General features: G+C 34.7%; 21 protein-coding genes. 9 read left to right on the plus strand and 12 right to left on the minus strand.

Annotated elements, in window-relative coordinates; all coding sequences use genetic code 11:
* Positions 1–237 precede the first annotated feature (237 nt).
* The 4 genes from cas2 to cas9 form a co-directional block, all read right to left on the minus strand.
* Positions 238–576: a CRISPR-associated endonuclease Cas2 gene (cas2, locus tag CGC47_RS02820; RefSeq protein ID WP_002663340.1), complete on the minus strand. Its 339-nt coding sequence runs from the start codon at positions 574–576 to the stop codon at positions 238–240.
* Positions 573–1466, minus strand: coding sequence for a type II CRISPR-associated endonuclease Cas1 (gene cas1, locus CGC47_RS02825; RefSeq protein ID WP_041998500.1), 894 nt, complete (start codon positions 1464–1466; stop codon positions 573–575). The genes cas2 and cas1 overlap by 4 nt, the downstream gene beginning before the upstream one ends.
* Before the next feature lie 6 nt (positions 1467–1472).
* On the minus strand, positions 1473–2039 hold the full coding sequence (locus CGC47_RS02830) for a hypothetical protein (RefSeq protein WP_232779682.1): 567 nt from the start codon (positions 2037–2039) through the stop codon (positions 1473–1475).
* 150 nt (positions 2040–2189) lie between these two features.
* Positions 2190–6437 (minus strand): type II CRISPR RNA-guided endonuclease Cas9, encoded by a 4248-nt coding sequence (cas9, locus tag CGC47_RS02835; protein ID WP_095899957.1) that lies wholly within the window; start codon positions 6435–6437, stop codon positions 2190–2192.
* Positions 6438–6646: 209 nt separating this feature from the next.
* Between cas9 and CGC47_RS02840 the strand changes: the two genes are divergently transcribed.
* The gene (locus tag CGC47_RS02840) at positions 6647–7675 is read left to right on the plus strand and encodes an endonuclease (RefSeq protein WP_041998496.1); all 1029 of its coding nucleotides are present in this window, start codon (positions 6647–6649) and stop codon (positions 7673–7675) included.
* A gap of 5 nt (positions 7676–7680) precedes the next feature.
* Here the strand turns inward: CGC47_RS02840 and CGC47_RS02845 are convergent, their stop codons facing one another.
* Positions 7681–8838: an ABC transporter permease gene (locus CGC47_RS02845; RefSeq protein ID WP_041998506.1), complete on the minus strand. Its 1158-nt coding sequence runs from the start codon at positions 8836–8838 to the stop codon at positions 7681–7683.
* Positions 8839–8899: 61 nt separating this feature from the next.
* Between CGC47_RS02845 and CGC47_RS02850 the strand changes: the two genes are divergently transcribed.
* From CGC47_RS02850 to fabG, 3 genes are all read left to right on the plus strand, one after another.
* Positions 8900–10150, plus strand: a complete 1251-nt coding sequence (locus tag CGC47_RS02850; protein ID WP_232779683.1) for an exo-beta-N-acetylmuramidase NamZ family protein — start codon at positions 8900–8902, stop codon at positions 10148–10150.
* Positions 10151–10166: 16 nt separating this feature from the next.
* Positions 10167–10754, plus strand: a complete 588-nt coding sequence (locus tag CGC47_RS02855) for a Maf family nucleotide pyrophosphatase (protein WP_013997572.1) — start codon at positions 10167–10169, stop codon at positions 10752–10754.
* Between the two features lie 176 nt (positions 10755–10930).
* Positions 10931–11677, plus strand: a complete 747-nt coding sequence (fabG, locus tag CGC47_RS02860; RefSeq protein WP_041998492.1) for a 3-oxoacyl-[acyl-carrier-protein] reductase — start codon at positions 10931–10933, stop codon at positions 11675–11677.
* A gap of 157 nt (positions 11678–11834) precedes the next feature.
* Here the strand turns inward: fabG and CGC47_RS02865 are convergent, their stop codons facing one another.
* Entirely contained in the window at positions 11835–12386 is a 552-nt protein-coding gene (locus CGC47_RS02865; RefSeq protein WP_042000036.1) for a thioredoxin family protein, read from the minus strand.
* 123 nt (positions 12387–12509) lie between these two features.
* On the minus strand, positions 12510–12953 hold the full coding sequence (locus CGC47_RS02870) for a PepSY-like domain-containing protein (RefSeq protein ID WP_013997575.1): 444 nt from the start codon (positions 12951–12953) through the stop codon (positions 12510–12512).
* Between the two features lie 147 nt (positions 12954–13100).
* Here CGC47_RS02870 and CGC47_RS02875 point away from each other — a divergent pair, with 147 nt between their 5' ends.
* The 5 genes from CGC47_RS02875 (at position 13101) to CGC47_RS02895 (ending at position 18329) form a co-directional block, all read left to right on the plus strand.
* On the plus strand, positions 13101–13325 hold the full coding sequence (locus tag CGC47_RS02875) for a hypothetical protein (protein ID WP_041913882.1): 225 nt from the start codon (positions 13101–13103) through the stop codon (positions 13323–13325).
* A gap of 152 nt (positions 13326–13477) precedes the next feature.
* Positions 13478–13867 carry an START-like domain-containing protein gene (locus CGC47_RS02880; RefSeq protein WP_042000042.1) on the plus strand — a complete coding sequence of 130 codons (390 nt, stop codon included), beginning with the start codon at positions 13478–13480 and terminating at the stop codon, positions 13865–13867.
* Positions 13868–13885: 18 nt separating this feature from the next.
* Complete coding sequence (locus tag CGC47_RS02885; RefSeq protein ID WP_042000033.1) at positions 13886–14731, plus strand: aminotransferase class IV; 846 nt, start codon at positions 13886–13888, stop codon at positions 14729–14731.
* Positions 14732–14751: 20 nt separating this feature from the next.
* Complete coding sequence (lnt, locus tag CGC47_RS02890; RefSeq protein ID WP_095899958.1) at positions 14752–16344, plus strand: apolipoprotein N-acyltransferase; 1593 nt, start codon at positions 14752–14754, stop codon at positions 16342–16344.
* A gap of 284 nt (positions 16345–16628) precedes the next feature.
* Entirely contained in the window at positions 16629–18329 is a 1701-nt protein-coding gene (locus CGC47_RS02895; RefSeq protein WP_095899959.1) for a DKNYY domain-containing protein, read from the plus strand.
* Positions 18330–18630: 301 nt separating this feature from the next.
* Here CGC47_RS02895 and CGC47_RS02900 read toward each other — a convergent pair whose 3' ends face one another.
* From CGC47_RS02900 to ffh, 5 genes are all read right to left on the minus strand, one after another.
* Positions 18631–18942 carry a hypothetical protein gene (locus CGC47_RS02900; protein WP_042000024.1) on the minus strand — a complete coding sequence of 104 codons (312 nt, stop codon included), beginning with the start codon at positions 18940–18942 and terminating at the stop codon, positions 18631–18633.
* A gap of 138 nt (positions 18943–19080) precedes the next feature.
* Positions 19081–21765, minus strand: coding sequence for a sodium:solute symporter family transporter (locus CGC47_RS02905; RefSeq protein WP_095900360.1), 2685 nt, complete (start codon positions 21763–21765; stop codon positions 19081–19083).
* A 117-nt stretch (positions 21766–21882) separates the two neighbouring features.
* Positions 21883–23205: a tRNA (N(6)-L-threonylcarbamoyladenosine(37)-C(2))-methylthiotransferase MtaB gene (gene mtaB, locus CGC47_RS02910; RefSeq protein ID WP_095899960.1), complete on the minus strand. Its 1323-nt coding sequence runs from the start codon at positions 23203–23205 to the stop codon at positions 21883–21885.
* A gap of 288 nt (positions 23206–23493) precedes the next feature.
* On the minus strand, positions 23494–24375 hold the full coding sequence (folD, locus tag CGC47_RS02915; RefSeq protein WP_042000016.1) for a bifunctional methylenetetrahydrofolate dehydrogenase/methenyltetrahydrofolate cyclohydrolase FolD: 882 nt from the start codon (positions 24373–24375) through the stop codon (positions 23494–23496).
* Positions 24376–24402: 27 nt separating this feature from the next.
* Complete coding sequence (gene ffh / locus CGC47_RS02920; RefSeq protein WP_013997584.1) at positions 24403–25743, minus strand: signal recognition particle protein; 1341 nt, start codon at positions 25741–25743, stop codon at positions 24403–24405.
* Between the last annotated feature and the right edge of the window lie 14 nt (positions 25744–25757).

A 25757-nucleotide genomic window follows, 5' to 3' on the forward strand; every position in this document is an offset into this window, starting at 1 on the left:
GGTTGTAAATTGCTTTCAATTTTCCGTAACTTTGTGATTAGTTACAACTAATTCGGTATCAAAACTACTTAAGTTGGCGTTGTAAATTGCTTTCAATTTTCCGTAACTTTGTGATTAGTTACAACCTCAAAAAATAATCCTCTGTCTGTCAGAGGATTATTTTTATTTTTAGAAATAAAAAATTGAGCAAAAAAAGAATAAATCGGGCTGAGTAAATCCATTTTTTTCATTCTATTTCTAAAATAACTCGAGCTGCTGGTAAGTAGGTGGCGGATCTTCGCGTACTTTAGAATGGAATATTTCCATATCACCAAACTGCTTATCTGTAATCGTCATTACGGCTACTTTCCCGTATTTGGGAAGCATCATTTTTACTCGTTTTTTATGCACTTCTGCATTTTCTCTACTCGGACAGTGCCTCAAATAGATAGAAAACTGAAATAAAGAAAATCCATCATCTTCCAAGCGTTTTCGGAAGAGATTGGCTGCTTTTTGCATTGCCTTGGTCTCGGTTGGCAAATCGTATAAAACCATTACCCACATAATTCTATAAGCGTTAAATCGTTCGGAATTCATAACATTTTAGGATAAGAAATTTGTCTTTTTTCGCCCGTATAGCATTTGTAAAGAGAGGAAACGGTAGATTTTACCGCAACTAATAGCGGACGCACCTGCTCGTCTATTTTCACATCTTTGGTAGCGATTTGTAAAAAATAGGCTTTCGCTTCTTTGGTCAGTTCTTCGGCTTCAGGATTCTTTTCCAACCATCGGATGACCAATAAATCCACAAAAGGACGGTAAGGTTCCATTAGGTCATCTGCCAAGCAGTAAGCATTGTATTTGTTTTTGTGAAAAATCCCCAAAACGGGCAATAAACCTGTTTCTACAATGGCTCTTGCCACGATACTTCTCAATACGGAATAACCAAAATTGAAAAACTGATTGGGCGAATCGCCGTAGCGTTCGCGTAAAAAATCGGGGTGAATGAGGTATTTCCAATAGTGCTGTGCAGCGATGCCTTCCATATTACTGGTGTCGCCCGATTTCACTTGGTTGAGATACTCATACATCGGACTGGAGTAAGTTCCAAGTCGTTCCAAAACAGCGACTTGATTGGCTATTTTGCATTCTATGGTTTGTTTCCACAGCTGTTTTTTGAGCGGTTCACTGGCTTCTATCTGGTCTTTTATGCGTTGGGTATGAATCGCATTTCCGTGGAGCGGTAGCATTTGTCCGTGTGGGAGATGATGGGTATCGCAACTGATAATCACCACATTGTTTCCCATCAGCCACTGTATCAGCTGATGGGAAATGGTAATCTGAAAGTGGTCGAGCATCAACAAACCCAAATCTTCTACCGGAACGCTCCCTTTCTCTGCTTTGGTTTCAGGACAAACGATTTTCATCTGTTGGTCTTTCAACTTCAAATATGCTGGATTGCCAATGTAAATGGAGCGGTAGAGCATAGGTTTCTATTTTTTAATCTCGAAAACACCATCTCTTTCTAAATCAATGAAACCTCCTTCGTAGCCACACTCCCCCATTCTTGGTGAATTTACAACAGGCATAGAAGCATAATCTAAAAAACCTTCACATTCTTTTTCGTGAATTTCAGCACAAGATTCACAGAAAAAATGAGACTGGTCTTCATACAAATGAGCCACGCACAAATGAACAGCTGGAAGTTTTTTACATTTTTGACAATAAATTTCTAAAGGTTCATTTCTGCTCAAAAGCAAAACTTTACTTTTTACCCCCATAGGATATTCTTCTTCCACCTTTATTTGGAGATCTGTTGTAGAACCAAAATCATACTCATATTCCAATACATCACCTTTATTTAAGGCGTCTTTAAGTTTTTTGGACATTCCTAATTTTCCTCCCCCCTTATACGCAAAAGCACTCAAATGACCGCAACAATCCAACCAAATATCCCTCAAAAAACGATCTACTTTCTTCATCGTAGTCTCTCCATCTACCAACAGATAAAGAAAATAATTGGAATTTTTGTAATTAGGATAAGTAAATATCTTTAACAAATATGATTTTTTATCCTGATCACTTTCCGTTTTTGACAATTCTTTTAAATGCTTTTTAAGGTGGGTATTGATGTTACTTTTAGCAACCAACTCTTCACAAAAAAAAGCATTTTCCTGTGATATTCAATTCTGCACTCATTATTTTGATTTTTATCTTTTTATTACTTTAACAATATTTCCTAAACGGTCTATTTCGAGTTTAAAACAGTTTTCTTTTATCGATCTACCTTCTACGGTTTCATAGCAATTTTGAGAACCAAATTCAACATCTTTTTTAATAATATCCGCAATAGTATGCTTAATAAAATATATTTGTTTTTTACTAAACTTTTGCACTACATAAATATTTTTACCTCTCTCTTTTAAATCTCCCCAATACTGATTGTATAAAGGGCTTTCTTTATCTAAAATTACCTCTTCATTTTCATTAGGCAAATACACAAAGTCCCCTTGTTTTAAGGTGAATAGTAATTTTGCTTTATTCCTTTCTTCAAAATATTGTCTAAATAACAAATCTTTATCAAAAGTTTTTTTGTCAGGGGCATTTCTAAATTCTTCTTTTAAAAAATTTGTAGCATCAAAAAATGATATGATATCATATAATCTTTTTATTTGTGATGTTTTCTTAGTTTTTATTTCCCCCTCCATCACAGCAAAAAGGTAATTGTCTCCCGTTTTTACATACAATTTTTCATTAAATGCTTTTTCTCTATCTAATTTTTGTAAAGACAAATCCTCTTCATCTTTTTTCTTTTTATTTTTAGAAGGATCTTTATAATAGATTTTTACAGTAGAAATCGGGGTATGAGGTTTCAATTCTCCTTTTTCATTTCTGTATTGTGCCAATTTATTATTCAAATCCATAATTCCTTCTGCTGAAAAAGCTTCCTCTTTTTTATTATTATACTCTTTCAGATGATTTGCTATAAATCCACTTAAAAAAGGACTAACTATTTTTTGAATATTTTTTTCGGTTGCAAATTTTTTTCCCGAAAATTTTGTTAAAGGAATTCTGTAGGCTTCTTTTCCTTGCGAAATTCCATACAGTGTTCCTTCATGCAATTGTCCACGAAGTTTTATTTGCCTATCCCCTGCCTTATTGTATTGCAATAGAAGTTTATCTTTAGGTTTATGTGAGATGATAATTTCCTTCAATTTTTGTTCTACTTGTTCTGGAAAACCTTTCCAAGGCATTTCAATAGCTCTAAATTTATCTATTTGCGTAAAAATTTCCCTTCTATCCTTTTCTGGTAAACTTAAAATTTCTTCCAACAATTCAGAATTAGAACCCTCAAAATTAGGCATAAATTCAGACTTATGTTTAACAAGCCAATCTTGCAAAACTTTATTTAAGTCATTCAATCTTTTTATATGAGCAGGTTCCGTACAAGCCACTATAAGTGCATCAATGGCGTGATGACGATGGTCTATTCTCTTGCTCCATCCTTTAATGATAAGTTTATTTTTTTTATATCTTATGTAGTTTTCTTTGTATTCTTTTATAAACTCTTCTTTTGTAAGCTCTTGGTCTTCAAATAAAATCTCTTTTTCTTCGTATTCTTTTTTACGAGAATCAAAGTCTTTTTTGTAGTTATCATATTCTGATTCCAAAAATTTTTCACTCTCTAATAGAGCTTCATATCTTTCTTTTAAAAGTAATTTAAACTTATCTGTTAGTCCCCAATGATTTCTAAGGTAATCTGTTATACTCCCTGTGGTTGTCTTAACATTTTCGTTCCCTACAATTTTGTTTAATTCTTCTTTTACTCTAATTGCAATATACTGAGTATCTTTTATTTGTCGCTGCACTGGATCTTCTGGGATAGAAGTTGCCAACAAATTTTTACGCTTTACCCCTGAAAAATATTCATTTACATGAGCTATAAATTGTTCTTTTGTAAAAATAGAATACTTCAAAGAACCTACTTCAAAATACTCCATTGCTGTTCTGTTTGCTTTTTCTTGATTTACAGACTTTTCAGAAATAACTTTATTTGTAAAAGAATCATCAAAATATCTAGATATGGGGATAATATGGTCTACATCATATTTTTCTTTGTCAAACAAATCTGAAAGAGGAATCGGCTGCCCTGTATAAGGAGATAAATGTCTCTGTGCCTCCCAAAGTTTTACTTTTTCTATATTAGCTAAAGACAATTCTTTTTTGTTTTTTACAAGTGTTTCCTTTATTTTATTGTTTATCGTTTGATTATCTTTGTTCCTTTTATGGATTGTAGCTCGTTCTTTTGCACTATTTTTTAAATCTCTTGCTAGTTCTACTCTTATTTCATTAGGCTTTATACCATAATTTTTCCAAATATCTCTTATAAGAACAAGTGCTTCATTGATTATTTGCTCTACTAAAGGATTTCTTAAGTCTCCTTGTTTTAATAGGTTAATCTCTTTGTAACTTTTATATAACTCATCGTGTGAATATTCTTTAGCGGTATGTTTATCATACACAAGAATAGTTGCAATAGAGTTTCCTACCCCCCCTTCCGAAAGAACGGATTGATTATTGTCTAAATAAGTTTGAGCTGCTTTTGCAAAAGGATCTTCTACATTTTCATTGAGAAGTTTTAAAATTTTAGATTGTAATTGTTGTGAAAAATCATTATTAAAATACTTTCCTGCCCTTACCAAAGGTAAAATTCTCTCTATCGCTTTAAGACTTAAACTAGAATAAGCTCTCGCAAATTTTATTTTCGATATTTTAATAGCAATCTCCTCGGCATTATCATCCACAATATTATTACCATATTTATTAATAAATTCTAAGACCTTGGAAGTTCTGTCACTCGTCAAATCATATTCATTTCCTTTTTCATTGTAAAGAATATTCCACAGTTCTATTTGCCTATTTATAGAATCAAGTCCTAGTACATCCCACAATTTACCCAAGCTTTTTTGAAGTTGTAATTTAGTTTCATTTCCTTTTAGCTTATCTTTAGGATTCATTCCATTCAAAAAGTCAATTCCCTCCCTCAAATCAAACTCTGCTTTTAATTTCTTGAAAATCGCAGAAAAAGTGATTTCTTTTTTATTTTGTAACTCTTCAAAAATCCATTCTTTCAAAGCTGTCGGAATAGGTCTATCAATATACTTATACTTTTTTTCTCCTTTTCTATTCGTTCCTGCCTCTATCTTGGTATTAACAATCAACTTGTTAATTTGTTCCCAAACTTTATATTCTTGAAAAACAGGATGGCTTTTGGCAATAGCTTTTTCATTAGGCTCATATCTACAATCTGAAATCAAATGAGACTGATCTTTCAGCTCTCTCTGATAAAAAACAACTTGATTTTTTATTATATATTTCAATCCTTTTTCAAGTCCCAATTCACGATATTTCTTTTGACTTTCTTTTTCCCCTGGAAAGATAAATGATACTATTTCTATCAATGTCTTCTTGTCAAGGTTTTCCAAAAATGGATAATGTTTCACTTGTTCATTCCAAATGGCTTCAAATTCAGACTCATATCTAGCTCTAAGAATCGTATTGTTTCTAATTTTAGCCCATCGGTTTTCTTTGAGAAGTTCCAATAGAAACTCCGAAATATAGAATTCTCTCCCCATCTCTTTAGATTTTTCTTTGAGTTGGTTTTCTATATTTTCCATTTTCTTTCTCCAATTTGTTTTATTGGGAAGTTTTATGGTTATTGTATCTCCTGATTTACTTGCACTAATATTAATCAGAAGTTCTAAAGAATCTCCTACTTTTATATTTTCTAAAAATGTACTCCCTTCAAAATTTTCTTCTTCTGTTTCTACTATTATTGCTCTCCTATTTAGTTTTTTATTTTTAAAAATTTCTTCCTGAGGTTCACCTAAAAAAACGATTTTAGAAAAAGCTATAAAACTTTTATTTTTCTTATCCTTGCTTTGTTCTTCATCAAAAATGTCTTCCTTTTCAGGTTCAAGACTACCTCCCGCATAGCCTCTAAGTTGGTTATACTTATAAATAATTTTACCTAAATCTTCTAAGCCTACTTTTTCAGTCAAAGCTTTAACTCTAAGACTTACCAAATCAAAAACTGTAAGCTGTTCCTGTTTTTTGCTTATAGATAAAATTGTGATTTTGTCTATTTTATTAGGATCTGAAAAATCTTCTTTTAACTTTATTTGACTAGGCAACATATCTAACTTCTGTAAGATATAAATCAGTTTATTTCTTCTTTGCTTATACCTTTTATTAAGTCGCCTTGCTCCTCTATTAGTCCTTCTGTCAGCATTTTTGGTTTGTGCTTGACCTTGCTCAAATTTGCTTAATTCCGCTCCCATGGGAACAATTCTGCTTCCCATTCCAATGATTTTTCCGTATTTTTCTTCGATATTTCTTTCAATCAACGCCCAACCGATAGAGTTGGTCCCCAAATCGAGACCTAGTATGTGTTTCATAGTTAATAGTTTAAAAATCAACGGGTATGAAAATACAAATAAAAAGTTAATTATTTTTGATATTCAATTATTTTTTTCTATCTTTGCGGCAGAAAGCAATTTACAATAAGGATTATTCCGTTGTGAAAACATCTAGTGCCTCGCCTATCTGCGGGGCTTTTTCTTAAAATCCTTTTTCATATCTTTGCAATGCAAACCATAAAATTGATATGAAAAATATTTTTTACTTTATAGTAATTTTTGCCATTGCTTGTAACAGCAATGAACAACAAAATAATCGAGCCCCTGAATCGTTTCGTGTTGAAAATACAATTGTAAACCAAGAAGTGGCTACCATTTCGTGGAGCCAATCGGTTGACCCTGACGGCGATAATGTGCAATATATCATCGAGCTGGAAGGAAAAAACATCGCGACAATTAACCGATTAAACTATACATTCACTCATTTAACTCAAAACAAAACCTACCAAGGATTTGTCACAGCAACCGATGGCAAAGGAGGCAACACCAAAGTAGATTTTTCGTTTACTACTTCTTCAAATGGGAACACCTCTACCTCTTTTAATATTCCTTCTGAATTGAAATCTTATTACAAAGACGTTGATTTTTCCAAAAGAAACCAAGAACTACGCGATGCACTCGCTACACTAACCATCGGCAAACACGCTACCTTTTTGAAATATCCTGAAAGACACGCTTATCTTTATAAAGCAGATCGTTCACAAGACAATGAAAATCAGGTAGTACTATTATATACAGGAGAGAAACGTTATTGGAAGGAGTACGAAGGAAGTAATTATCACCCACAAACTTTCAATACTGAACACGTGTATCCAAGATCAAAAATAGAAAGCACCGCCCAGGCTGACTTACATCATCTACGCGCTTGTGATACTAAGGTCAATAGCAATCGTGGTAATTTACCTTTCACTCAAGGACAAGGACAAGCAAGACAAATCGGGGGAGGTTGGTATCCTGGTGATGAATGGAAAGGCGATGTAGCCAGAATGGTACTCTACTTGAATATCAGATACAACGAAAATATGGGAAGCGATATTTCAACAGGAAGTATAGAATTATTACTAAAATGGAACGCAGAAGACCCTGTTTCATACATCGAAAAAAATAGAAATAACGTTATTGAAGCCGCACAAGGCAATCGTAATCCGTTTATTGACAATCCGTATTTGGCAACACTTATATGGGGCGAAAAAAGTGCTGAAAATTGCTGGAAATAAAACATTTATGAAAATTTCATTGTTTTGGCAGGAGAAATTTTAGCAACAATATAAGTGGGTAGTAACAATATCAATAAGCAGATTATCAGTACTCCTACATTCAAAATAACAATAGTTAAAGGATGGATATCTATGGGAACTTGTGAAACATAATAGGTGTTAGGATCTAATTTTATAAAGCCATATTTATGTTGTAAATATAACAATATTAGCCCTATAACATTACCAAAAAATAATCCTAAGGAAATGATGTAAGCAGCGTTGAATAAAAATATCTTCCGAATGCTTTTGTTGGAAGCTCCCAAACTTTTCAAAATCCCTATCATTGGTGTTTTTTCCAGAATTAAGACGAGAATAGCTGTTATCATATTAAATCCGCCAACGATAACCATAATAATGATAATCAGATATATATTAAAGTCGAACATTCCGAGCCATTCAAAAATAAAAGGAAATTTCTGTACGATGGTTTGAGTATCCAACGTGGAGAGGGTTTGCTCATAAATTTGTTGCCCTATGATTTCTATTTGGTCAAAATCATCTATAAATACCTCAAAACCACCCACTTCATCATTTTGCCAACGATTGATACGCTGAATTTGCCTCAAATCGGTAAAAAGATATAGTGCATCAAAATCTTGAAATCCGCTACTGTAAAGTGCTGAAATTTTAAAATTACGCTGATTAGGCATTTGTGAATTTTCATCTTTAAGAAATAAGGTATTGCAAAAATCGCCTAATTGTAATCCTAATCTGTTGGCTAAATATTCGGAAATAATAATTTCATTACTAATTTCATCGGATTTAAAATCAGGGATTTGACCTGAGGTGATATATTGGCGAAAATTATCCCAATTATAATCTGCTCCTACCCCTTTAGCTATGATGGACTCGAACGTATTTTCGGTACGAATAATCCCTCCTTTTGATGCTACGGCTTGAATGTGTTTCACCTGAGGAATATCTGAAAAATTAGGATAAAAATCTTGATGTATCGAAACAGGTTTTACCGACACTTCCGAATGGTTAGCATCATACTTAAAAATCTGGATATGACCATTAAAGGTGGTTATTTTTTCACGAATTTTTTGTTGTAAGCCTCCTCCTGTAGCAATGGCAATGAGCATAACCACAATCCCTAAAGCAATGGCAGCCACAGCCATTTTGATAATCGGAGAAGATACTGTATCTTTATCCTTTCTAAAGAAAATAATTCGTTTCGCTATGAAATATTCAAAATTCAATGTTTCAAGATTTTTAATAAAACCCAAAATTACATTTTTTTGCTTACTTTTGATGGTTTCGTGCAAAAATAATGGACAAAATCAACAAAAAAATACTTCAGTAGCCAATCCACCCACACCTTCGGAATTGATATTAGGCGCTAACCGTATGGAATTGTACCTATCGGAACTCAAAAATAAAAACATAGCCATTGTTACCAATCAAACGGGAGTGGTAAAAACTCAGTTGGGAACATACACACATTTGGTGGATACCTTATTGCAACACAAAATCAACATTGTAAAAGTATTTGCTCCTGAACACGGCTTTCGAGGAAATGCCGATGCTGGAGAAATCATCAAAGACGGAAAAGATACAAAAACTGGAATTTCAATCATTTCTCTTTATGGCAAAGACAAAAAACCTTCCGTAGCACACCTAAAAGGCATCAACCTTGTATTGTTCGATTTACAAGATGTAGGGGTGCGTTTTTACACCTATATCTCTACACTTCATTATGTTATGGAGGCTTGTGCTGAACAAAACATTCCGATATGGGTACTTGACCGACCTAACCCAAACGGGCATTATGTGGATGGGCCAGTATTGAAATCCAGCCAAAAAAGTTTTGTAGGTATGCACCCCGTACCCATTGTTTACGGAATGACCATTGGTGAATATGCTCAAATGATCAATGGCGAAGGTTGGCTTTCAAAGGCAATAAAAGCTCCTTTACGCGTAATTCCTCTTGCGCTTTATAAACGCGAACAGGCGTATGATTTACCCGTTCGTCCCTCGCCGAATTTGCCCAACGCTGTAGCCATTAACCTCTACCCTAGCCTATGCCTTTTTGAGGGAACCCATATCAGTGTGGGAAGAGGTACCGAAATGCAATTTCAAATCTATGGTGCACCTTATTTAAACAAAACGAATTTCTCTTTCGTTCCTGCCCCAAATGTAGGAGATAAAAAACCACTATATCAAGGACAAGTTTGCTATGGTGAAGATTTAAGTGCTACACCACGTCAATCAAAATTGAACTTGATTTGGCTTCAAAAAGCTCACACAGAAAGTGTTGGAGTTAAAACTGTTTTTTTTAACTCTTTTTTCGATAAACTCGCTGGAACTCCTGAATTAAAAAAACAAATTGTAAATAAAATGACGGAAGATGAAATCCGAAAAACTTGGCAAAAAGATTTAAACAAGTTTTTAAAAATCCGTAAAAAATACCTCATATACATCGAAAAATAACGTTTTAATATAGAATATGTTATACGAAAAGATTAAAAATTATCACATTATTTTAGCTTCGGCTTCGCCCCGCAGACAACAATTTCTAAAAGATTTACTTATTGATTTTGATGTGGTTATAAAACCAGTAGAAGAAACCTATCCTAAGCATTTAACAAGGGAAGAGATTACCGAATTTTTGGTAAAGAAAAAAGCCGAACCTTTTAAAAATACATTAACTCCAACGGATATTTTAATCACGTCCGACACCATCGTTTGGTGTGAAGACAAAGCACTAGGGAAACCTCAATCGCACAACGAAGCAAAAGCCATACTGAGTTTACTTTCTGATAAACAGCACGAAGTAATTACTTCTGTAGGCTTAACCACTTCCGCCCAACAAATGGTTCTGACAGATACCACCAAAGTAACACTAAGAAAACTCTCCGATGCCGAAATCAACTTCTATATAGAAAAATATATGCCTTACGACAAAGCTGGAGCTTATGGCATACAAGATTGGATAGGCTCGGTAGGGGTTACAAGTATTCAAGGGTCGTACAATAACGTAATGGGGCTTCCTACACATCTGCTTTACAATGCTTTAAACACCATAATTACTTAATTATCATCTGTTATTAAAGTACAAAAAAATCTGTCAATTCGTAATAAAATTCTCTCAAAAGCGAAATTAGATTTATTAAAAACATCGTTTAAAAAACAGATTTAAAAATTTATCAGTATCTTTGGAATCGAATTGATATTCTGTAAAGAAAAATATAATTAAAATTAAATAGTATTATGAAATTATTAACAGGCAAAACAGCCATTATAACTGGAGCTAGTAGAGGTATCGGGCGTGGTATCGCTCAAATTTTTGCAAAACACGGCGCTAATATTGCATTTACATATAGTGCTTCGGTAGAGGCTGCCAATGAGCTGGAAAAAGAACTTAACCAAGAAGGGATAAAAGCTAAGGGATACAAAAGTAATGCCGCTGATTTTCAAGAAGCTCAAAAATTAGCCGATGAAGTACTTGCCGAATTTGGTAGCATTGATATTTTGATTAACAATGCAGGAATTACCAAAGACAACCTACTGATGCGTATTAGTGAAGAAGATTTCGACAAAGTTATTGAGGTAAATCTAAAATCTGTGTTCAATATGACCAAAGCTGTACAACGCACAATGCTTAAACAACGTAAAGGTTCTATAATTAACATTAGTAGTGTGGTGGGGGTTAAAGGAAACGCTGGGCAATCAAACTATGCGGCTTCAAAAGCAGGTATGCTCGGTTTTACTAAATCAATCGCTTTGGAGTTAGGCTCAAGAAACATCCGTTGTAATGCCATTGCTCCTGGTTTTATTGAAACAGAAATGACTGCAAAATTAGATGAAAAAGTTATTCAAGGCTGGCGTGACAATATCCCTTTGAAACGAGGCGGAACCCCAGAAGACGTTGCTAATGCTTGTGTTTTCTTGGCTTCGGATATAAGTGATTACATCACTGGGCAGGTATTGAACGTTGACGGAGGTATGCTTACCTAAATCTGTGATTTTTAAATAATCCGCAAAAAGGAAAAAATGAGTTTTTTTGTAGTTTTTTAAAACAAAATAAGAAACAAAAAGCCCAATATAAATTGGGCTTTTTGTTTGACTCCTGATTATGTATTAAATAATCTCTGTATTTTAGATTTTAAAAAGACTAGTCTTTAAAAGTCCCTTTAAAAGCACTCTGATATTTTGAAAATTCTTCTTGTGTTTTTAGGTTTTTATAATCGTTTTGAGCGATCAATTTAAGAAAAATTTCAATTTGTGAAGGTTTCATATATCCTGAAATTGGAAGAATAGGATCTGCATTTTCATCAAAAAACATCATTGTAGGGTAAGCCTGTACCCCCAAAGCAGAAGCAAACTGATGTGATGAATTTCTTCGAGTACTTTTTGCAGGATCATAGTGCGGATTATCAAATTTTTGACCTTTGTAATTTACCACCTCATTTCCTTCAGCATTAAATTTAACGGCATAAAAATTATCATTGATATATTTTACAACATCTTTGTTTTTGAAGGTGTTCTTTTCAAGCATAACACAAGGTCCGCACCAAACGGTATAAACATCCATAAAAATTTTCTTAGGTTTTGTTTTTTGTGCCGCAATAGCCTGATCCATAGTCATCCATTTTATTTCCTGTGCAGAAAGAAAATTACTTCCCAGCAGTACAAAAGCCATAATAGCCATAATTTTTTTTGTCATAACTGTATTTTTTTATTGTTAAAAGTATAAATTTATATATTTTGGAAAAGCAACAAAAATAATGCCAAAAAATAGAGCCACTTAAAAAATTAAGTGACTCCAAATTCAAAAATACAGCTCTTTTTAGTCGTCTATTCGTACAAACTTTCCTTGTTTATTGAATTCTAAATCCAATCCATTAGAAATCTCCACATCGTAACCATTTCTACGTTTTTTAATTTCTTTTACAAAAACATTAGGGAAGTTTCTCTGTACGTACTGTGAAATAGATTGTGGAATAATTTCAGTAGGAACTGGAGAGTTTTTGCAGTTTACTTCTTCCCAATCTCCGTTAGAATAGAATTCAATTTCAACGCCATCAGAAAAAATAACATTGTATTCTTTTGATTGTAAAAATTCGGTTTGTTCATAAACAGTAGTGATTTGTTTATCTGCAAAATGCTTTTTAATGAAAGTTTGAGCTTTTTGAGGCAACTGCTCAAAGGTCAGAATTTGATTTTGTGCCGTTACAGTATTAAAGGCAAAAAAAGCTACGAAAATCAGAACAATTTTAGAAAATGTTTTCATCTTATTTATTTTTTAATATTAATTACGGTGCAAATTAACAACTGAATTTAGGAAAGAAATAGGAATTTATATAAAACGTGATTTTTTTTTCTGAATTTCAAATTAAGAAAGTATCTTTGGCAAAATGAAACTCAACAACAAACAAATATGCAGTTTTCCCGATTTCGCTTTTTCCTTGAACGCTATGGTTTTGCGGTTTCATCGCGGCTTTCTGAGCGTTTAGGCTTACGTGCTAAAGATGTGCGTCTTTTTTTCATTTATGGTACTTTCGCTACACTTGGTGCTTGGTTTGGCGTTTATTTACTTTTAGCTTTTTTACTTCGAATGAAAGATTTGTTTTACGCCAAACGTAGTTCTGTTTTTGATTTGTAACTTTTTTATTTAATTCTTCACGTAAGACATTTATTTTCATATAGTTGTATTTAAATAGTAAATAAAAGCTGTAAAACATTACTTTTATTTTGCATAGTTAATTTAAAAATTATATATTGCCCAACCGATTATTTAATTTCATTAAAAATATTATGCATACAGATAAGATAAAGTATGAATTGGAGTTTGTTATACACGCTTCGCCACAGTTGTTATATCAGTATATTTCATCGCCTTCGGGGCTTTCAGGTTGGTATGCTGATAATGTAAATGTTCAGGGAGATATTTACACCTTTATATGGGATGAAGCCGAAGAAAAAGCCAAACTTCTACGAAAAAAAATGGATGAATTGGTCAAATTTCGTTGGTTACACGTAGAAGACGATTCTTATTTTGAAATGCTCATTGTTGTTGATGAAATTACCAAAGATGTATCTTTAATCATCACGGATTTTGCTGATGATGAAATTGAAATGCAGGAATCTAAAATGTTGTGGAATAATCAAATAGCAGAACTTAAGCACGTATTAGGTTCTATCTAATTGATATATTTTTGTAGTATGAAAATAAATTTTAACGGAAGCCTTGTTGAGGCTTCTTTTGCTACTGAAAATAGGGCATTTAAGTTTGGCGATGCCGTTTTCGATACTTCCAAATACGTTTATCAAAAACTTCTTTTTTGGGAAGAGCATTATTTGCGTTTGATGGCAGGAATGCGCATTTTACGAATGGAAATTCCAATTAGTTTTACGATGGAATTTTTTGAAGGAGAGGTTTTTAAGTTACTTGAAGAAAATCGATTGGAAAAAGCTTCCGCTCGGGTTCGTATTACCGTTTTTAGAAAATCAGGCGGATTGTACACCCCATCAACTAACGAAGTAGATTTTATCATTGAAGTTCAAGAACTTAAAAAACCGTTTTTTGAACTTAATCAAGAACCTTATGAGGTGGAATTATTTAAAGATTTTTACATCAATCCTGATTTATTGGCAAATGTAAAGCATACCAATAAGGCAATTCACATCATTGGTTCCGTATTTGCCCAAGAAAATGATTATCAGAATTGTTTACTGCTCAATAACAGCAAAAATTTGGCGTGTGCTTTAAACGGGAATCTTTTTATGGTGGAAGGCAATACCATAAAAACGCCACCCATTACCGATGGTTGCTTAAACGGAATTACTCGTCAAATCCTGTTGAAAATCCTTAAAAAAACGACTGAATTTGACTTGGTAGAAACTTCCATTTCACCCTTTGAACTTCAAAAAGCTGACGAATTATTCATTTCAAACAGCATTGTAGGTATTCAGCCTGTTACCAAATATCGGAAAAAAATGTATTCGAGTGCTGTTGCACAAAACTTAATCGGGAAACTCAATACGGTAGCTCGTTTCGGATTTTCTTAAAAGAATCGTATTCTATTAGTATGAAAAAGAATTTGTTACTGGCAGTTTTATCAGGGTTGCTTTTATCGGTGGCTTGGCCCACATACGGATATTCTGCGTTTATTTTCGTGGCATTTGTCCCACTTTTGTTTGTTGAAAAAAAACTTCGTGCTTCAGCAAAACGCACCAAACGAAAAGTCTTTTTTTTAAGCTATTTATCCTTTTTGATTTGGAATATCTTCATCACTTGGTGGCTCTGGTATTCCACAAAAGCAGGAGCGGTATTTGCTATTGCTGCCAACACGCTACTGATGTCGGCTACTTTTATGATCTTTCACATTGTAGCTAAACGAACAAAACCTAAAATAGCCTATATTTTCCTGATTTGCATCTGGTTGTCTTTTGAAAAATTTCATCTCTCTTGGGACGTATCTTGGCCTTGGTTGCATTTAGGAAATGTTTTCTCCGAGCAAATCGCTTGGATACAATGGTATGAATTTACGGGAGCCTTTGGTGGCTCACTTTGGATACTGACGGTAAATGTAGTATTATTTCTTGTTTTAGATCATTTTTTAAAATATCGTAATAAGAGATATTTATCCCAAGGAATAGGAACTGTAGTTTTACTATTTGCTTTGCCTATCATCATTTCGTATGTGATGTATATAAATCATCAAGAAAAAGGTGAAAAGATTTCGGCTGTAGTCGTGCAACCCAATATAGACCCTTACACCGAAAAATATGTTTTTTCCAACGAACAAATCATACAATTGCTCATTGATTTATGCCAAGATAAAATAGATGATAACGTTCACTTTCTCATTACTCCCGAAACCGTTTTGGCCGACAATATTCGTTTGCAAGATTTGTCTCATTCTTACCCTCTGACCTTACTGCAATCCTATGTAAATAAAAACCCAAATCTGAACGTAATTTTGGGGTTAGCTATGATTGATTTCTTTTCTGACGCTTCGCAAAAGACTTCACAAAGCAATTATTGGCGCGACGGCATTTGGTATAACGACTATAATTCCGCTTTACTAGTTAATAAACAAAGAAATACAGAATTATACCACAAATCCAAACTCGTAGTGGGGGTAGAAAATTTTCCGTATCAAGGAGTATTAAAACCTATTTTTGGAGAAACCCTTATCGATTTGGGCGGAACAGTAGCCCTAAAAACGACACAACCGCAACGCAGTGTTTTCAAAGGGAATAACACCTCTGGGATAGCTGCTCCTGTAATTTGTTATGAATCAATTTATGGCGAATTTGTTAACGGATATATTCAAAACGGAGCTAACTTTTTATCTATTTTAACCAATGATGCTTGGTGGAAAAACACCCAAGGACATAAACAACTGCTCAGTTATACGCGCCTAAGAGCGGTGGAAACCCGTCGTGCCATTGCCAGAAGTGCCAATACGGGTATTTCTGCCTTTATCAATCAAAGGGGCGACATTATTGCTTATTTGCCTTACCAAAAACAAGGAAGTTTAAAGGCAGAGTTTCAACTCAATAACGAGCTCACACTTTATGTAAAATGGGGCGATTATATAGCTCGAATTGCTTATTTTTTGAGTTTTTTTATATTTTTGATGGCTTTTACCAGAAAGAGAGAAAAACTTTTTTAAATCCGTAATTAGTCTATGAAATAACTTTTTAATCTCTTTATTTGGTTATTTATCAAATATTTACAATAAAAAACTTCCTGTCAATCATTCGTTTAATAAGGTTGTTGAATTTGGTGAATTGTCGTTATAGAAAGGATTTTGACCATTAAAAATTTTCATAACTACTTGATTTTATAATTTACAAAGACATGAAAATATATGAGGAACTTAAAAAATAAAATTATCCTAATATATTTGGTATAAAAATTGCTGAAAACTAAGTAGAAACGTCAAAAAATCCGCCTATGAAAACGCTAATCCTTCATATTATTGCTATGTTTTCGCTTAAAAGTTGCCCACAAACACCCCTTGATACTATGCAAAAACTTCCACTGAAATATGTAGAAATTCAAGAGCCAATTATCAATAAATCTTTGAGGGTAGCAGGAGGTTCGCACTGCAAATTTTCCGAAACAAACGGCTGCTACCTTGTTAACGCCAACTATGTTATCTATCAAGACTGCGATAGTTTGCACATTTTTTACCCTGATATGGCTACTTTTAAACGTTTTAAACATTTCGGACAAGTCCTTGCCACCGACAAAAACCACATTTACTATCGCGGAAAGCCGATGCCCATTGCCACCGAGGGTTTTGAAGTAGTGGCAGGAAAACACCGTTCCAGAGATAAAATAGGCAATTATTACGGAGAAGATTACTTCTGGAAAACCGACCAATTTGCCTTTTTCGGTACACAAAAATTAGACGTGGCTCAACCCAAAACCTTCCGAGCAACCCAATATTTCAACGGAAATGATTTTGAAGACGAAGCCTATTTTTATTATATCGACTTCGATAAAAAAACACCAATCTTCGAGAAGATTGCCAAAACCGAAATCGATTCAACCATAGTTTATCATCAAGGGAAAAAACTCTATTACGAGGGCGAAGTGGTAAAACGAGTAAATAGAGTGCTGTATAAAACTTCAAAGTATGTACTTATCAATACTGCTTGGAGTGGTGAAGTTCCCGTTTTAGAAAAAGCAACAGGCAATTTTGATGCAGAAACCCTACAAGGGCTTTCACCAAGTTATAGCAAAGACAAAAATCACGTATATTGCGGAATCGCTCCTGTACCTATTGCCTCCGACCGACTTGCCTTTGTTAAGGTTTTCGACCAAGTGAATAGTCAGTACGTAACGGACGGACGCGTGATTTATCAGAACGATAGCATTCTACGGAAAGGGCTTGATGCGGCTACCTTCGGAATGTTCCCAAAATCGGATTTCTATTATGACAAACACGGAATTTATAAGCGTGAATATGATGAAAAAACAGAAAGTTTGGTCAATATTAAAATGCCCTTTATCTATAAAGAACCCGTATCGTTACAAACGGCTACTTATGTGAATAATCATTTTATCTACGGAAATCAGGTGGTTTATCCGTGGGGAGACACTCCGCAACTCTTTAAGAATTTGACCGATGAACAACTGCATTTGATTAAGACCACAGGGGCTAAACTAACAAACATCAACGATAAAGTATTTGTAAAAGAGGTATTTGACTATAATTTGTACCGAGCCAACAATACCATTTATTGGGACGGAAAACCTCTTCAAGCCGATGCAAAAACCTTTACCTCCGAAGGTTTTTTCTTCAAAGATAAAGACCATTTATATCAATTCGACCACGAAGAAGGATTATTTATCGTAAAGAATGTATCGCCTTCTTCCTTTAAAATGACACGAAACGGCTTGTACGATGATGGTGAATATCTGTATCATTTCAATCGAAAACTCATACGAAGTGAACAATGGGAACTACTCGCCATCTATGCAGGGTATCGGCTTGGTTGTAGTTTAGATACACATCCTCAGTCCGACTATTATCTGTTTAAGAATAGTGAGGGGTATCATTTGGTGAAGATTTCCGATAAGGTTCAAATCCGCTTCTTAGGAAAAACGTTGCCCAAGCGTAGCGAAACCTATATTTTAACACAATAAGAGAATTTATAAGAAAGAAACAAAATTAAGGAATAGAGATAGATAAAATCTGTTTGGGTGGTAGATAACTTAAAAGTTCAGGAGAGTACATAATGGTACTTTGAATCGTACATTTGCCATCGGTAATTTGTTTTTTGCAACTTAAAGAGATCTTTACAAGGATTCTTCAACTTAAATATTATCAAAAAATTACAACTTCATTTTTAAAAAAGGATATTTTACTTTGAAAGATACAAAATCGGGGCTAACCTTTAAAGGTTAGCCCTGATTTTGCTTAATTTTTCATTCTGTAAGTTACATTTTACCCCTTATAGGGTTCTTTTAAAAGCGCCGTAAATACAACAGCAGCAACAAACAACACAAAGAAGATAATCCAAATTAAAGAAATAATTAGCCCCGCAATAGCAAGTCCTCTGGGTTTTCTAAATATCCCGATGAATGAAAAAATCAGACCTAAAAACCAAAATATAATTCCTGCTATCCAGCCAAATACAGGTATCCATACTAAAATCCAACTGATTAAAGCCATTACAAACCCCGCAATTCCCATAGAATTACTTTTTTTAGGTTGCATAAAAACCATTTGATATTCTTTTCTTTGAGTGTCTTCCATTTACTAAAAAAATAAGATTGTTAAAATCACCAGAATTACAATGCAATATTATCAAAAAGATTTTCAATAAACAAGCATCATTCAGCTTCATACTACAATGTTTATCATCTCTTTTTTACGAATTAATTTGACTACACTTTAGATGTCCTTTTTACCTTTTTTTGAATAAACCAACTCCGAAACTTCCTTTTTCTGCGGAAAGCAATAACTGAATATGACTCCTGAAATAATACACACAGGAATGGCTATTAACGGATATATGTAAAAATTTAACGATGTATAATATTTTACAAATACCAATGAAAGTACACTTAAAACTGCACCCATAACCGCTCCGAAAGCGTTAGTTCGCCTAAAAAAGATACCCAAAATAAAAATTCCTGCCAAAGCACTACCGAAAAGCCCTACTACTTCCTGAAAGAAGAAAAACAATGAGGTTACTGGATACATTGCCATAAGACAAGCTACCAGAGTTCCGAAAATTCCTACTAAAATAGTTACCCATTTAGCAACTTTAAAGGCTTGTGTTTCGCTATATGTTTTGGAAAATCGTTTATACCAATCTACTGTAAAAGCAGTAGAAATACTATGGATACTACTATCCAAGCTAGACATTGAAGCCGAAAAAATTCCAGCAATAACTAAACCAGCCACTCCTTGCGGAAGCCGTTCAACAATAAAGAGTGGAAAAATTCCGTCGTTAGCCATTCCTACATTTATGTATTGCGGATTTTCTTTGAAATAAACAAACAGAAAAGTACCCATCAAGAAGATTAGAATTCCAGCTGGAATGGCAATGATTCCGTTCATCCAAATGCTTTTTCGGGCTTGTTTTTCATCGGAAGTCGTCATATATCGTTGTACTACAGCCTGATCTGTAGTGTATGGAGCAAAGTTTAAAGCAAAAGACCCCAAAAAGAGCGACCAAGTTACTACTTCGGTGGTACTCAATCGCCAATCAAACATCCTAAATTTATCATTAGCAATAGCTATATCATAAATTTTACCAATGTCTCCTATTTCATAGCCTATGTAAACCAACCCTATAATTAGTCCACCAATAAGCACAAATATTTGAATAACATCTGTCCAAATCACGGCTTCCATACCGCCCATTACGGTATAAATCACCGACAAAACCCCCATAACAACAATTGCCGTGTAAATATCCATTCCTGTAACGGTAGAAATTGCCAAAGCAGGTAAATACACTACAATCCCCATACGCACCAATTGGAACAGCATAAATGAAGCGCTACCAAACATACGAATCGAAACATTAAATCGTTTTTCTAAGTACTCATAAGCGGTGGTAATTTTAAGTTTTCTATAGAAAGGAAGATAGAAGGTAATAACGATAGGAACGATTAAAATGATAGTGAAATAGCCCAAATATGCTTGCCAATCAAAGGAATATGCCAAAGCAGGTTGCGAAAGATAAGTAATGGCACTAAGCATAGTAGCGTAAATACTCAAACCCGCAGCCCACCACGGAATACGCCCTCCCCCTAAGAAATAATCAGCGGTACTTTTGTTGTTTTTAGAAAAATACCAACCGATGAAAATCATTAGTCCTAAATATGCTATAAGTGTAAGATAGTTTATCCACCCAAAACTCGGTTTAAATTTTTGTATTTTACCACTCCAAACAGCTGAGGTTCGTTGCCCTGGACGAAGTTCTCCCCCTGCCATAAATAATTCATCAGGAGTATGTTGTATTACAGAGGTAACTACGGGCATTTCTGAGGGAAATTCTCCTTTTGTTACCCAAGTGTCGGTTATGGTGTGATATGCCCAGATAGTTTGAGAAAAAGTAGTCTTTTGTAAGAATTCTTTACTTTTTTGTTTTATGGAATCAATTATATTGGGGTCTTGATTTTCAGATAATTGTTTTTGAAGTTGTAATCTTTGATACAAATATTGATTTTTTCCTCCAGCTCCTCCAAAAATCACGATGTGCGAATCGCCCATTTTTAGGGCAGGAGCCGCAGCAATATAACCATAGTCAATCTGTGGAGTTCCGTTATTGGGTACGGATTGTTTTTGCCTCCATTGTTTTTGTTTGGGACTATAAGCGTGTACATCACCTAACATTTTGTAAGAAATATCCGCTTTTGCATTGCTGTTTGCCCCACTGAACACATATAAACACTGTTCTTTACCATCACTCTGGGCTACTACCACAGGTTGAATACGTGCTTCGGCTTCAAAGTCAGGTAATTGCCTCCACTGATGTAACGTATTTTCAAGTGAAGCTGTTATGCTAAAGGATAAAAAAGATTTGGTAGCGTCACCTGCCAATTCACGCTGCCCCCCTACCAAATAAATATTTCCTGCTATATGTGCTCCTCCCATATGAGCTAAAGGATAAGGCATATCAGGCAGATTTTCAAGAGTTACTTCTTGACGAGCATCATCCCACTTGAGTAAAAATGTACTTTTAGAAATACTTTGAGCGTTGTCTCCACCAAAACAGTAGATGCCTTTTTCGGTGGAAATTGCCACACCATTGGCTAACGGCTTAGAAAGTTTAGTGGTATGTGTTTTTACTTGCCAACCCAATTTTTCTTTATGAAAGGTATAAATTTCGGAATACCATACCTTTTTACCTCCTTCATACACAGGCTTTTCGGGAAAATTAGTTCCACCTGCAAATATAATAACTCCGTTGTGTTTACCCACAAAAGCTCCATTAAGTCCTTTACTGTTTGGCAATTCTATTGACTCTAATTGCCAATCTATCCACTGCTTAGGAACATCTTGAGAGAAAATAAAATGACTAAAACATAGTGCAACAAAACTTAGTAAGAATTTCCGTATCATACCCAAAAAAAGATTTATTATGTAGCTCAATGAACTACCTAAAATTTCTTTTCAAAGATACATTTTTTTTGAATATGTATTACATAATAAAATCTCTTTTTTAAGCCTTCTACCACTTTAATAGAGTAAAAATTCAACGCGAACGCTACCATCTTCATCAATGGAAATAAGTTTCACTTGGTGGAGTGTATTTACCAACTCTGGGTTCCAAGGCGTTTTCACTTTTACGTAATTTTCTGTGAATCCGTAAATGTATCCTTTTTTATTTTCTCCCTCAAAAAGTACGATATGTTCTGTACCTAATTGGCTTTGGTAGAAGGCGTGACGCTTTTTAGCCGAAAGTCCGCGAAGCATACGGCTACGTTTCGCCCGAACCTCAGCAGGAACCACTCCTTCCATAAGTACAGCTTCGGTATTGTCGCGTTCCGAATAGGTAAAAACGTGTAGGTAAGAAATATTAAGTTCACTTAAAAAACGATAGGTTTCCAAGAAAAGTTCATCGGTTTCTCCTGGAAATCCTACAATAACATCCACTCCAATACAAGCATCAGGCATTACTTGACGAATTTTCGCAACCCGATTTTGATACAATTCCCGCAAGTAACGGCGTTTCATCTTTTTTAAAATTTCGTTGCTCCCACTTTGTAGCGGAATGTGAAAATGGGGAACAAAAGTTTTGCTTTTTGATACAAAATCAATAGTTTCATCTTTCAGCAAATTTGGTTCTATGGAAGAAATACGAAGGCGTTCAATACCTTTTACTTTATCCAAGGCTTGTACTAACTCTAAAAAGGTGTGTTCGTGTTTTTTATTACCGAATTCTCCCTTGCCGTAATCCCCAATATTAACCCCTGTAAGTACAATCTCCTTAATGCCTTTTTGTGCAATTTCGTGAGCATTTTTAAGGACATTTTCCATAGTGTCACTACGCGAAATACCTCGCGCCATCGGGATAGTACAATACGTGCACTTGTAGTCACATCCGTCTTGTATCTTCAAAAAAGCACGAGTTCTATCGCCAATAGAATAACTCCCTACATAAAAATCAGCTTCATCTATATCACAGGAATGTATTTGCCCCTCGTTGAGCTTAGTTAAATCATCAATATATTGGGTAATATTGAACTTTTCTTTCGCCCCCAATACCAAATCAACTCCATCAACAGCAATAAGTTCTTCAGGTTTGAGTTGTGCATAGCAACCAATAGCCGCTACGAAAGCATTTTTATTGGTTTTAAGCGCTTTACGAACGATTTGCTTGAATTGTTTATCGGCATTATCAGTCACCGAACAAGTGTTTATCACATAAATATCGGCTTTTTCTTCAAATTCTACTTTTTTAAAGCCTTCATTTTCAAAACTTCGAGCAATAGTAGAGGTTTCTGAAAAATTCAGTTTACAACCAAGAGTATAAAATGCTACTTTTTTCTTTTCCTGCATTTTGATTTTTGTTCTTTTATTTCGGATGCAAAAATACCATTTCTGTATAAATAAATGACATTTCTATGGGTTAAACGCAAGAAAACGATTTTCAGCACATTGCAAAAACCACATAGAAACATCATATTTATTCTTAGTGCTTCTATGTGGTTTAAACCCGATTTACGAAAATTTTGCTTTTCTACTAATCCTAAATATCAAGAAAACGATTCAAATCAGTGAATTAGCAATTGATAATTTCTTGCGTTTAGTTTAATAAGTTTCTTTCTATATTCGACAAATGATGTACTAAACATCAGATTTCCATTTTCTTGCTAAAAGTGTATTTTTCAAGAGCATCGCAATAGTCATTGGTCCAACTCCTCCAGGTACGGGCGTAATAAAATCGGCTTTGTCTTTTACTTGCTCAAAATCAACATCGCCAACAATTCGGTATCCCTTCGGATTGTTCTTATCCTCCAATCGAGTAATTCCAACATCTACTACAGTAGCTCCTTCTTTTACCATATCTGCTTTTAAAAACTCTGGAATTCCCAATGCCATTATTATAATATCAGCTTGTCGAGTAATTTGCGACAAATTCTCGGTATGACTATGTGTTAATGTCACTGTTGCATTGCCAGGATTTCCTTTTTGACTTAAAAGAATACTCATTGGGCGACCTACGATGTGCGAACGTCCTACCACAACCACGTGTTTTCCTTGTGTAGGTACTTGGTAGCGTTTAAGCAACTCCATAATTCCGAAAGGAGTAGCGGGAATAAAGGCTTCCATATCCAAAGCTATTTTACCGAAATTTGCAGGGTGAAAACCATCTACATCTTTTTCAGGAGAAACTGCCAAGAGTACTTTTTGACTATCAATATGCTTTGGCAGTGGTAATTGTACGATATATCCGTCTATATTCTCATCTTCATTCAATCGCTTGATTTTCTCAAGTAGTTCTTTTTCTGTGGTTTCTGTAGGAAGTTTAATCAAGGTAGATTCAAACCCTACTTGCTGACAAGCCTTTACCTTACTGCCCACATAAGTTAAACTAGCCCCATCATTTCCCACCAAAACCGCTGCCAAATGAGGCACTTTTTTGCCTTGAGCTTTTAATGCCTTTACTTCCTGAGCAATCTCATTTTTAATGTCTTCTGATGTTTTTTTTCCATCTAATAGTTTCATAAAATATTATTTTATAGGTTGTTTCGATTATCTTCCCATATTAGGCATATTACGCATCATCTGCATCATTTTTTTGCCGCCACCGCCTTGCATCATTTTCATCATTTTACTCATTTGAGAAAATTGTTTGAGTAATTGATTGACTTCCTGAACATCACGTCCGCTTCCTTTAGCGATACGACGTTTGCGACTGGCATCAATCAGTGCAGGATTGGAACGCTCACTTGGCGTCATCGAATAGATAATAGCTTCAATGTGTTTGAACGCGTCATCACTAATATCAAGGTCTTTCACAGCTTTACCCACCCCAGGAAGCATTCCTAATAAATCTTTCATACTTCCCATTTTTTTAATCTGCTGAATTTGAGCTAAGAAATCATCAAAGCCAAATTGATTTTTAGCTATTTTTTTCTGTAGTTTTCGAGCTTGTTCTTCATCGAACTGTTCTTGGGCGCGTTCTACCAATGAAATCACGTCTCCCATTCCTAAAATACGGTCAGCCATACGTTCAGGATAGAACACGTCTATAGCATCCATTTTCTCACCCGTACCAATGAATTTAATGGGTTTATTGACTACCGATTTGATAGAAATAGCTGCCCCCCCGCGAGTATCTCCATCCAATTTGGTAAGGATAACCCCGTCAAAATTAAGTACATCGTTAAAGGCTTTAGCGGTGTTTACGGCATCCTGACCCGTCATCGCATCCACCACAAATAAGGTTTCCTGCGGATTGAGCGCTTTATGGATGTTCGAAATTTCATCCATCATTTGTTGGTCAACCGCCAATCGCCCTGCTGTATCGACAATCATCACATTGAATCCGTTGGATTTAGCGTGTTGCAATGCTTTTAGAGCAATATCTACCGGATTGTTATTCCCTCTATCAGAAAAAACTTCAATTCCAATTTGTTCTCCTACGATATGAAGCTGGTCAATAGCGGCAGGTCTGTACACATCACAAGCGACCAACAAAGGCTTTTTATGTTTTTTATTTTTTAAGAAATTAGCCAATTTGCCCGAAAAGGTAGTTTTCCCCGAACCTTGTAAGCCTGACATCAAGATAATGGACGGATTTCCAGAAAGATTTACTCCTGCTGCATCACCTCCCATTAGCTCTGTGAGTTCATCTTTTACGATTTTAATCATCAATTGCCCAGGGTGCAAGTTGGTCAGTACATTTTGCCCCAGTGCTTTTTCTTTTACCTTGTTAGTAAAATCTTTAGCTATTTTATAGTTTACGTCAGCATCAAGTAGGGCTCTTCGTACTTCTTTAAGAGTTTCAGCAACATTAATTTCAGTTATTTGCCCGTGCCCCTTGAGTACGTGGAGCGCCTTATCTAATTTCTCACTTAAATTATCAAACATAATTGGTCTTTAAA

This window comes from Capnocytophaga canimorsus, from assembly GCF_002302565.1.
GTDB classification, from domain to species: domain Bacteria; phylum Bacteroidota; class Bacteroidia; order Flavobacteriales; family Flavobacteriaceae; genus Capnocytophaga; species Capnocytophaga canimorsus.

Excerpts from the sequence above, each read along its gene's own strand:
- cas2 (WP_002663340.1), bottom strand. The coding sequence starts at position 576 with ATGAATTCCGAACGATTTAACGCTTATAGAATTATGTGGGTAATGGTT.
- cas1 (WP_041998500.1), bottom strand. The coding sequence starts at position 1,466 with ATGCTCTACCGCTCCATTTACATTGGCAATCCAGCATATTTGAAGTTG.
- cas9 (WP_095899957.1), bottom strand. The coding sequence starts at position 6,437 with ATGAAACACATACTAGGTCTCGATTTGGGGACCAACTCTATCGGTTGG.
- CGC47_RS02840 (WP_041998496.1), top strand. The coding sequence starts at position 6,647 with ATGAAAAATATTTTTTACTTTATAGTAATTTTTGCCATTGCTTGTAAC.
- CGC47_RS02845 (WP_041998506.1), bottom strand. The coding sequence starts at position 8,838 with ATGGCTGTGGCTGCCATTGCTTTAGGGATTGTGGTTATGCTCATTGCC.
- CGC47_RS02850 (WP_232779683.1), top strand. The coding sequence starts at position 8,900 with ATGAAATATTCAAAATTCAATGTTTCAAGATTTTTAATAAAACCCAAA.
- CGC47_RS02855 (WP_013997572.1), top strand. The coding sequence starts at position 10,167 with ATGTTATACGAAAAGATTAAAAATTATCACATTATTTTAGCTTCGGCT.
- fabG (WP_041998492.1), top strand. The coding sequence starts at position 10,931 with ATGAAATTATTAACAGGCAAAACAGCCATTATAACTGGAGCTAGTAGA.
- CGC47_RS02865 (WP_042000036.1), bottom strand. The coding sequence starts at position 12,386 with ATGACAAAAAAAATTATGGCTATTATGGCTTTTGTACTGCTGGGAAGT.
- CGC47_RS02870 (WP_013997575.1), bottom strand. The coding sequence starts at position 12,953 with ATGAAAACATTTTCTAAAATTGTTCTGATTTTCGTAGCTTTTTTTGCC.
- CGC47_RS02875 (WP_041913882.1), top strand. The coding sequence starts at position 13,101 with ATGCAGTTTTCCCGATTTCGCTTTTTCCTTGAACGCTATGGTTTTGCG.
- CGC47_RS02880 (WP_042000042.1), top strand. The coding sequence starts at position 13,478 with ATGCATACAGATAAGATAAAGTATGAATTGGAGTTTGTTATACACGCT.
- CGC47_RS02885 (WP_042000033.1), top strand. The coding sequence starts at position 13,886 with ATGAAAATAAATTTTAACGGAAGCCTTGTTGAGGCTTCTTTTGCTACT.
- lnt (WP_095899958.1), top strand. The coding sequence starts at position 14,752 with ATGAAAAAGAATTTGTTACTGGCAGTTTTATCAGGGTTGCTTTTATCG.
- CGC47_RS02895 (WP_095899959.1), top strand. The coding sequence starts at position 16,629 with ATGAAAACGCTAATCCTTCATATTATTGCTATGTTTTCGCTTAAAAGT.
- CGC47_RS02900 (WP_042000024.1), bottom strand. The coding sequence starts at position 18,942 with ATGGAAGACACTCAAAGAAAAGAATATCAAATGGTTTTTATGCAACCT.
- CGC47_RS02905 (WP_095900360.1), bottom strand. The coding sequence starts at position 21,765 with ATGATACGGAAATTCTTACTAAGTTTTGTTGCACTATGTTTTAGTCAT.
- mtaB (WP_095899960.1), bottom strand. The coding sequence starts at position 23,205 with ATGCAGGAAAAGAAAAAAGTAGCATTTTATACTCTTGGTTGTAAACTG.
- folD (WP_042000016.1), bottom strand. The coding sequence starts at position 24,375 with ATGAAACTATTAGATGGAAAAAAAACATCAGAAGACATTAAAAATGAG.
- ffh (WP_013997584.1), bottom strand. The coding sequence starts at position 25,743 with ATGTTTGATAATTTAAGTGAGAAATTAGATAAGGCGCTCCACGTACTC.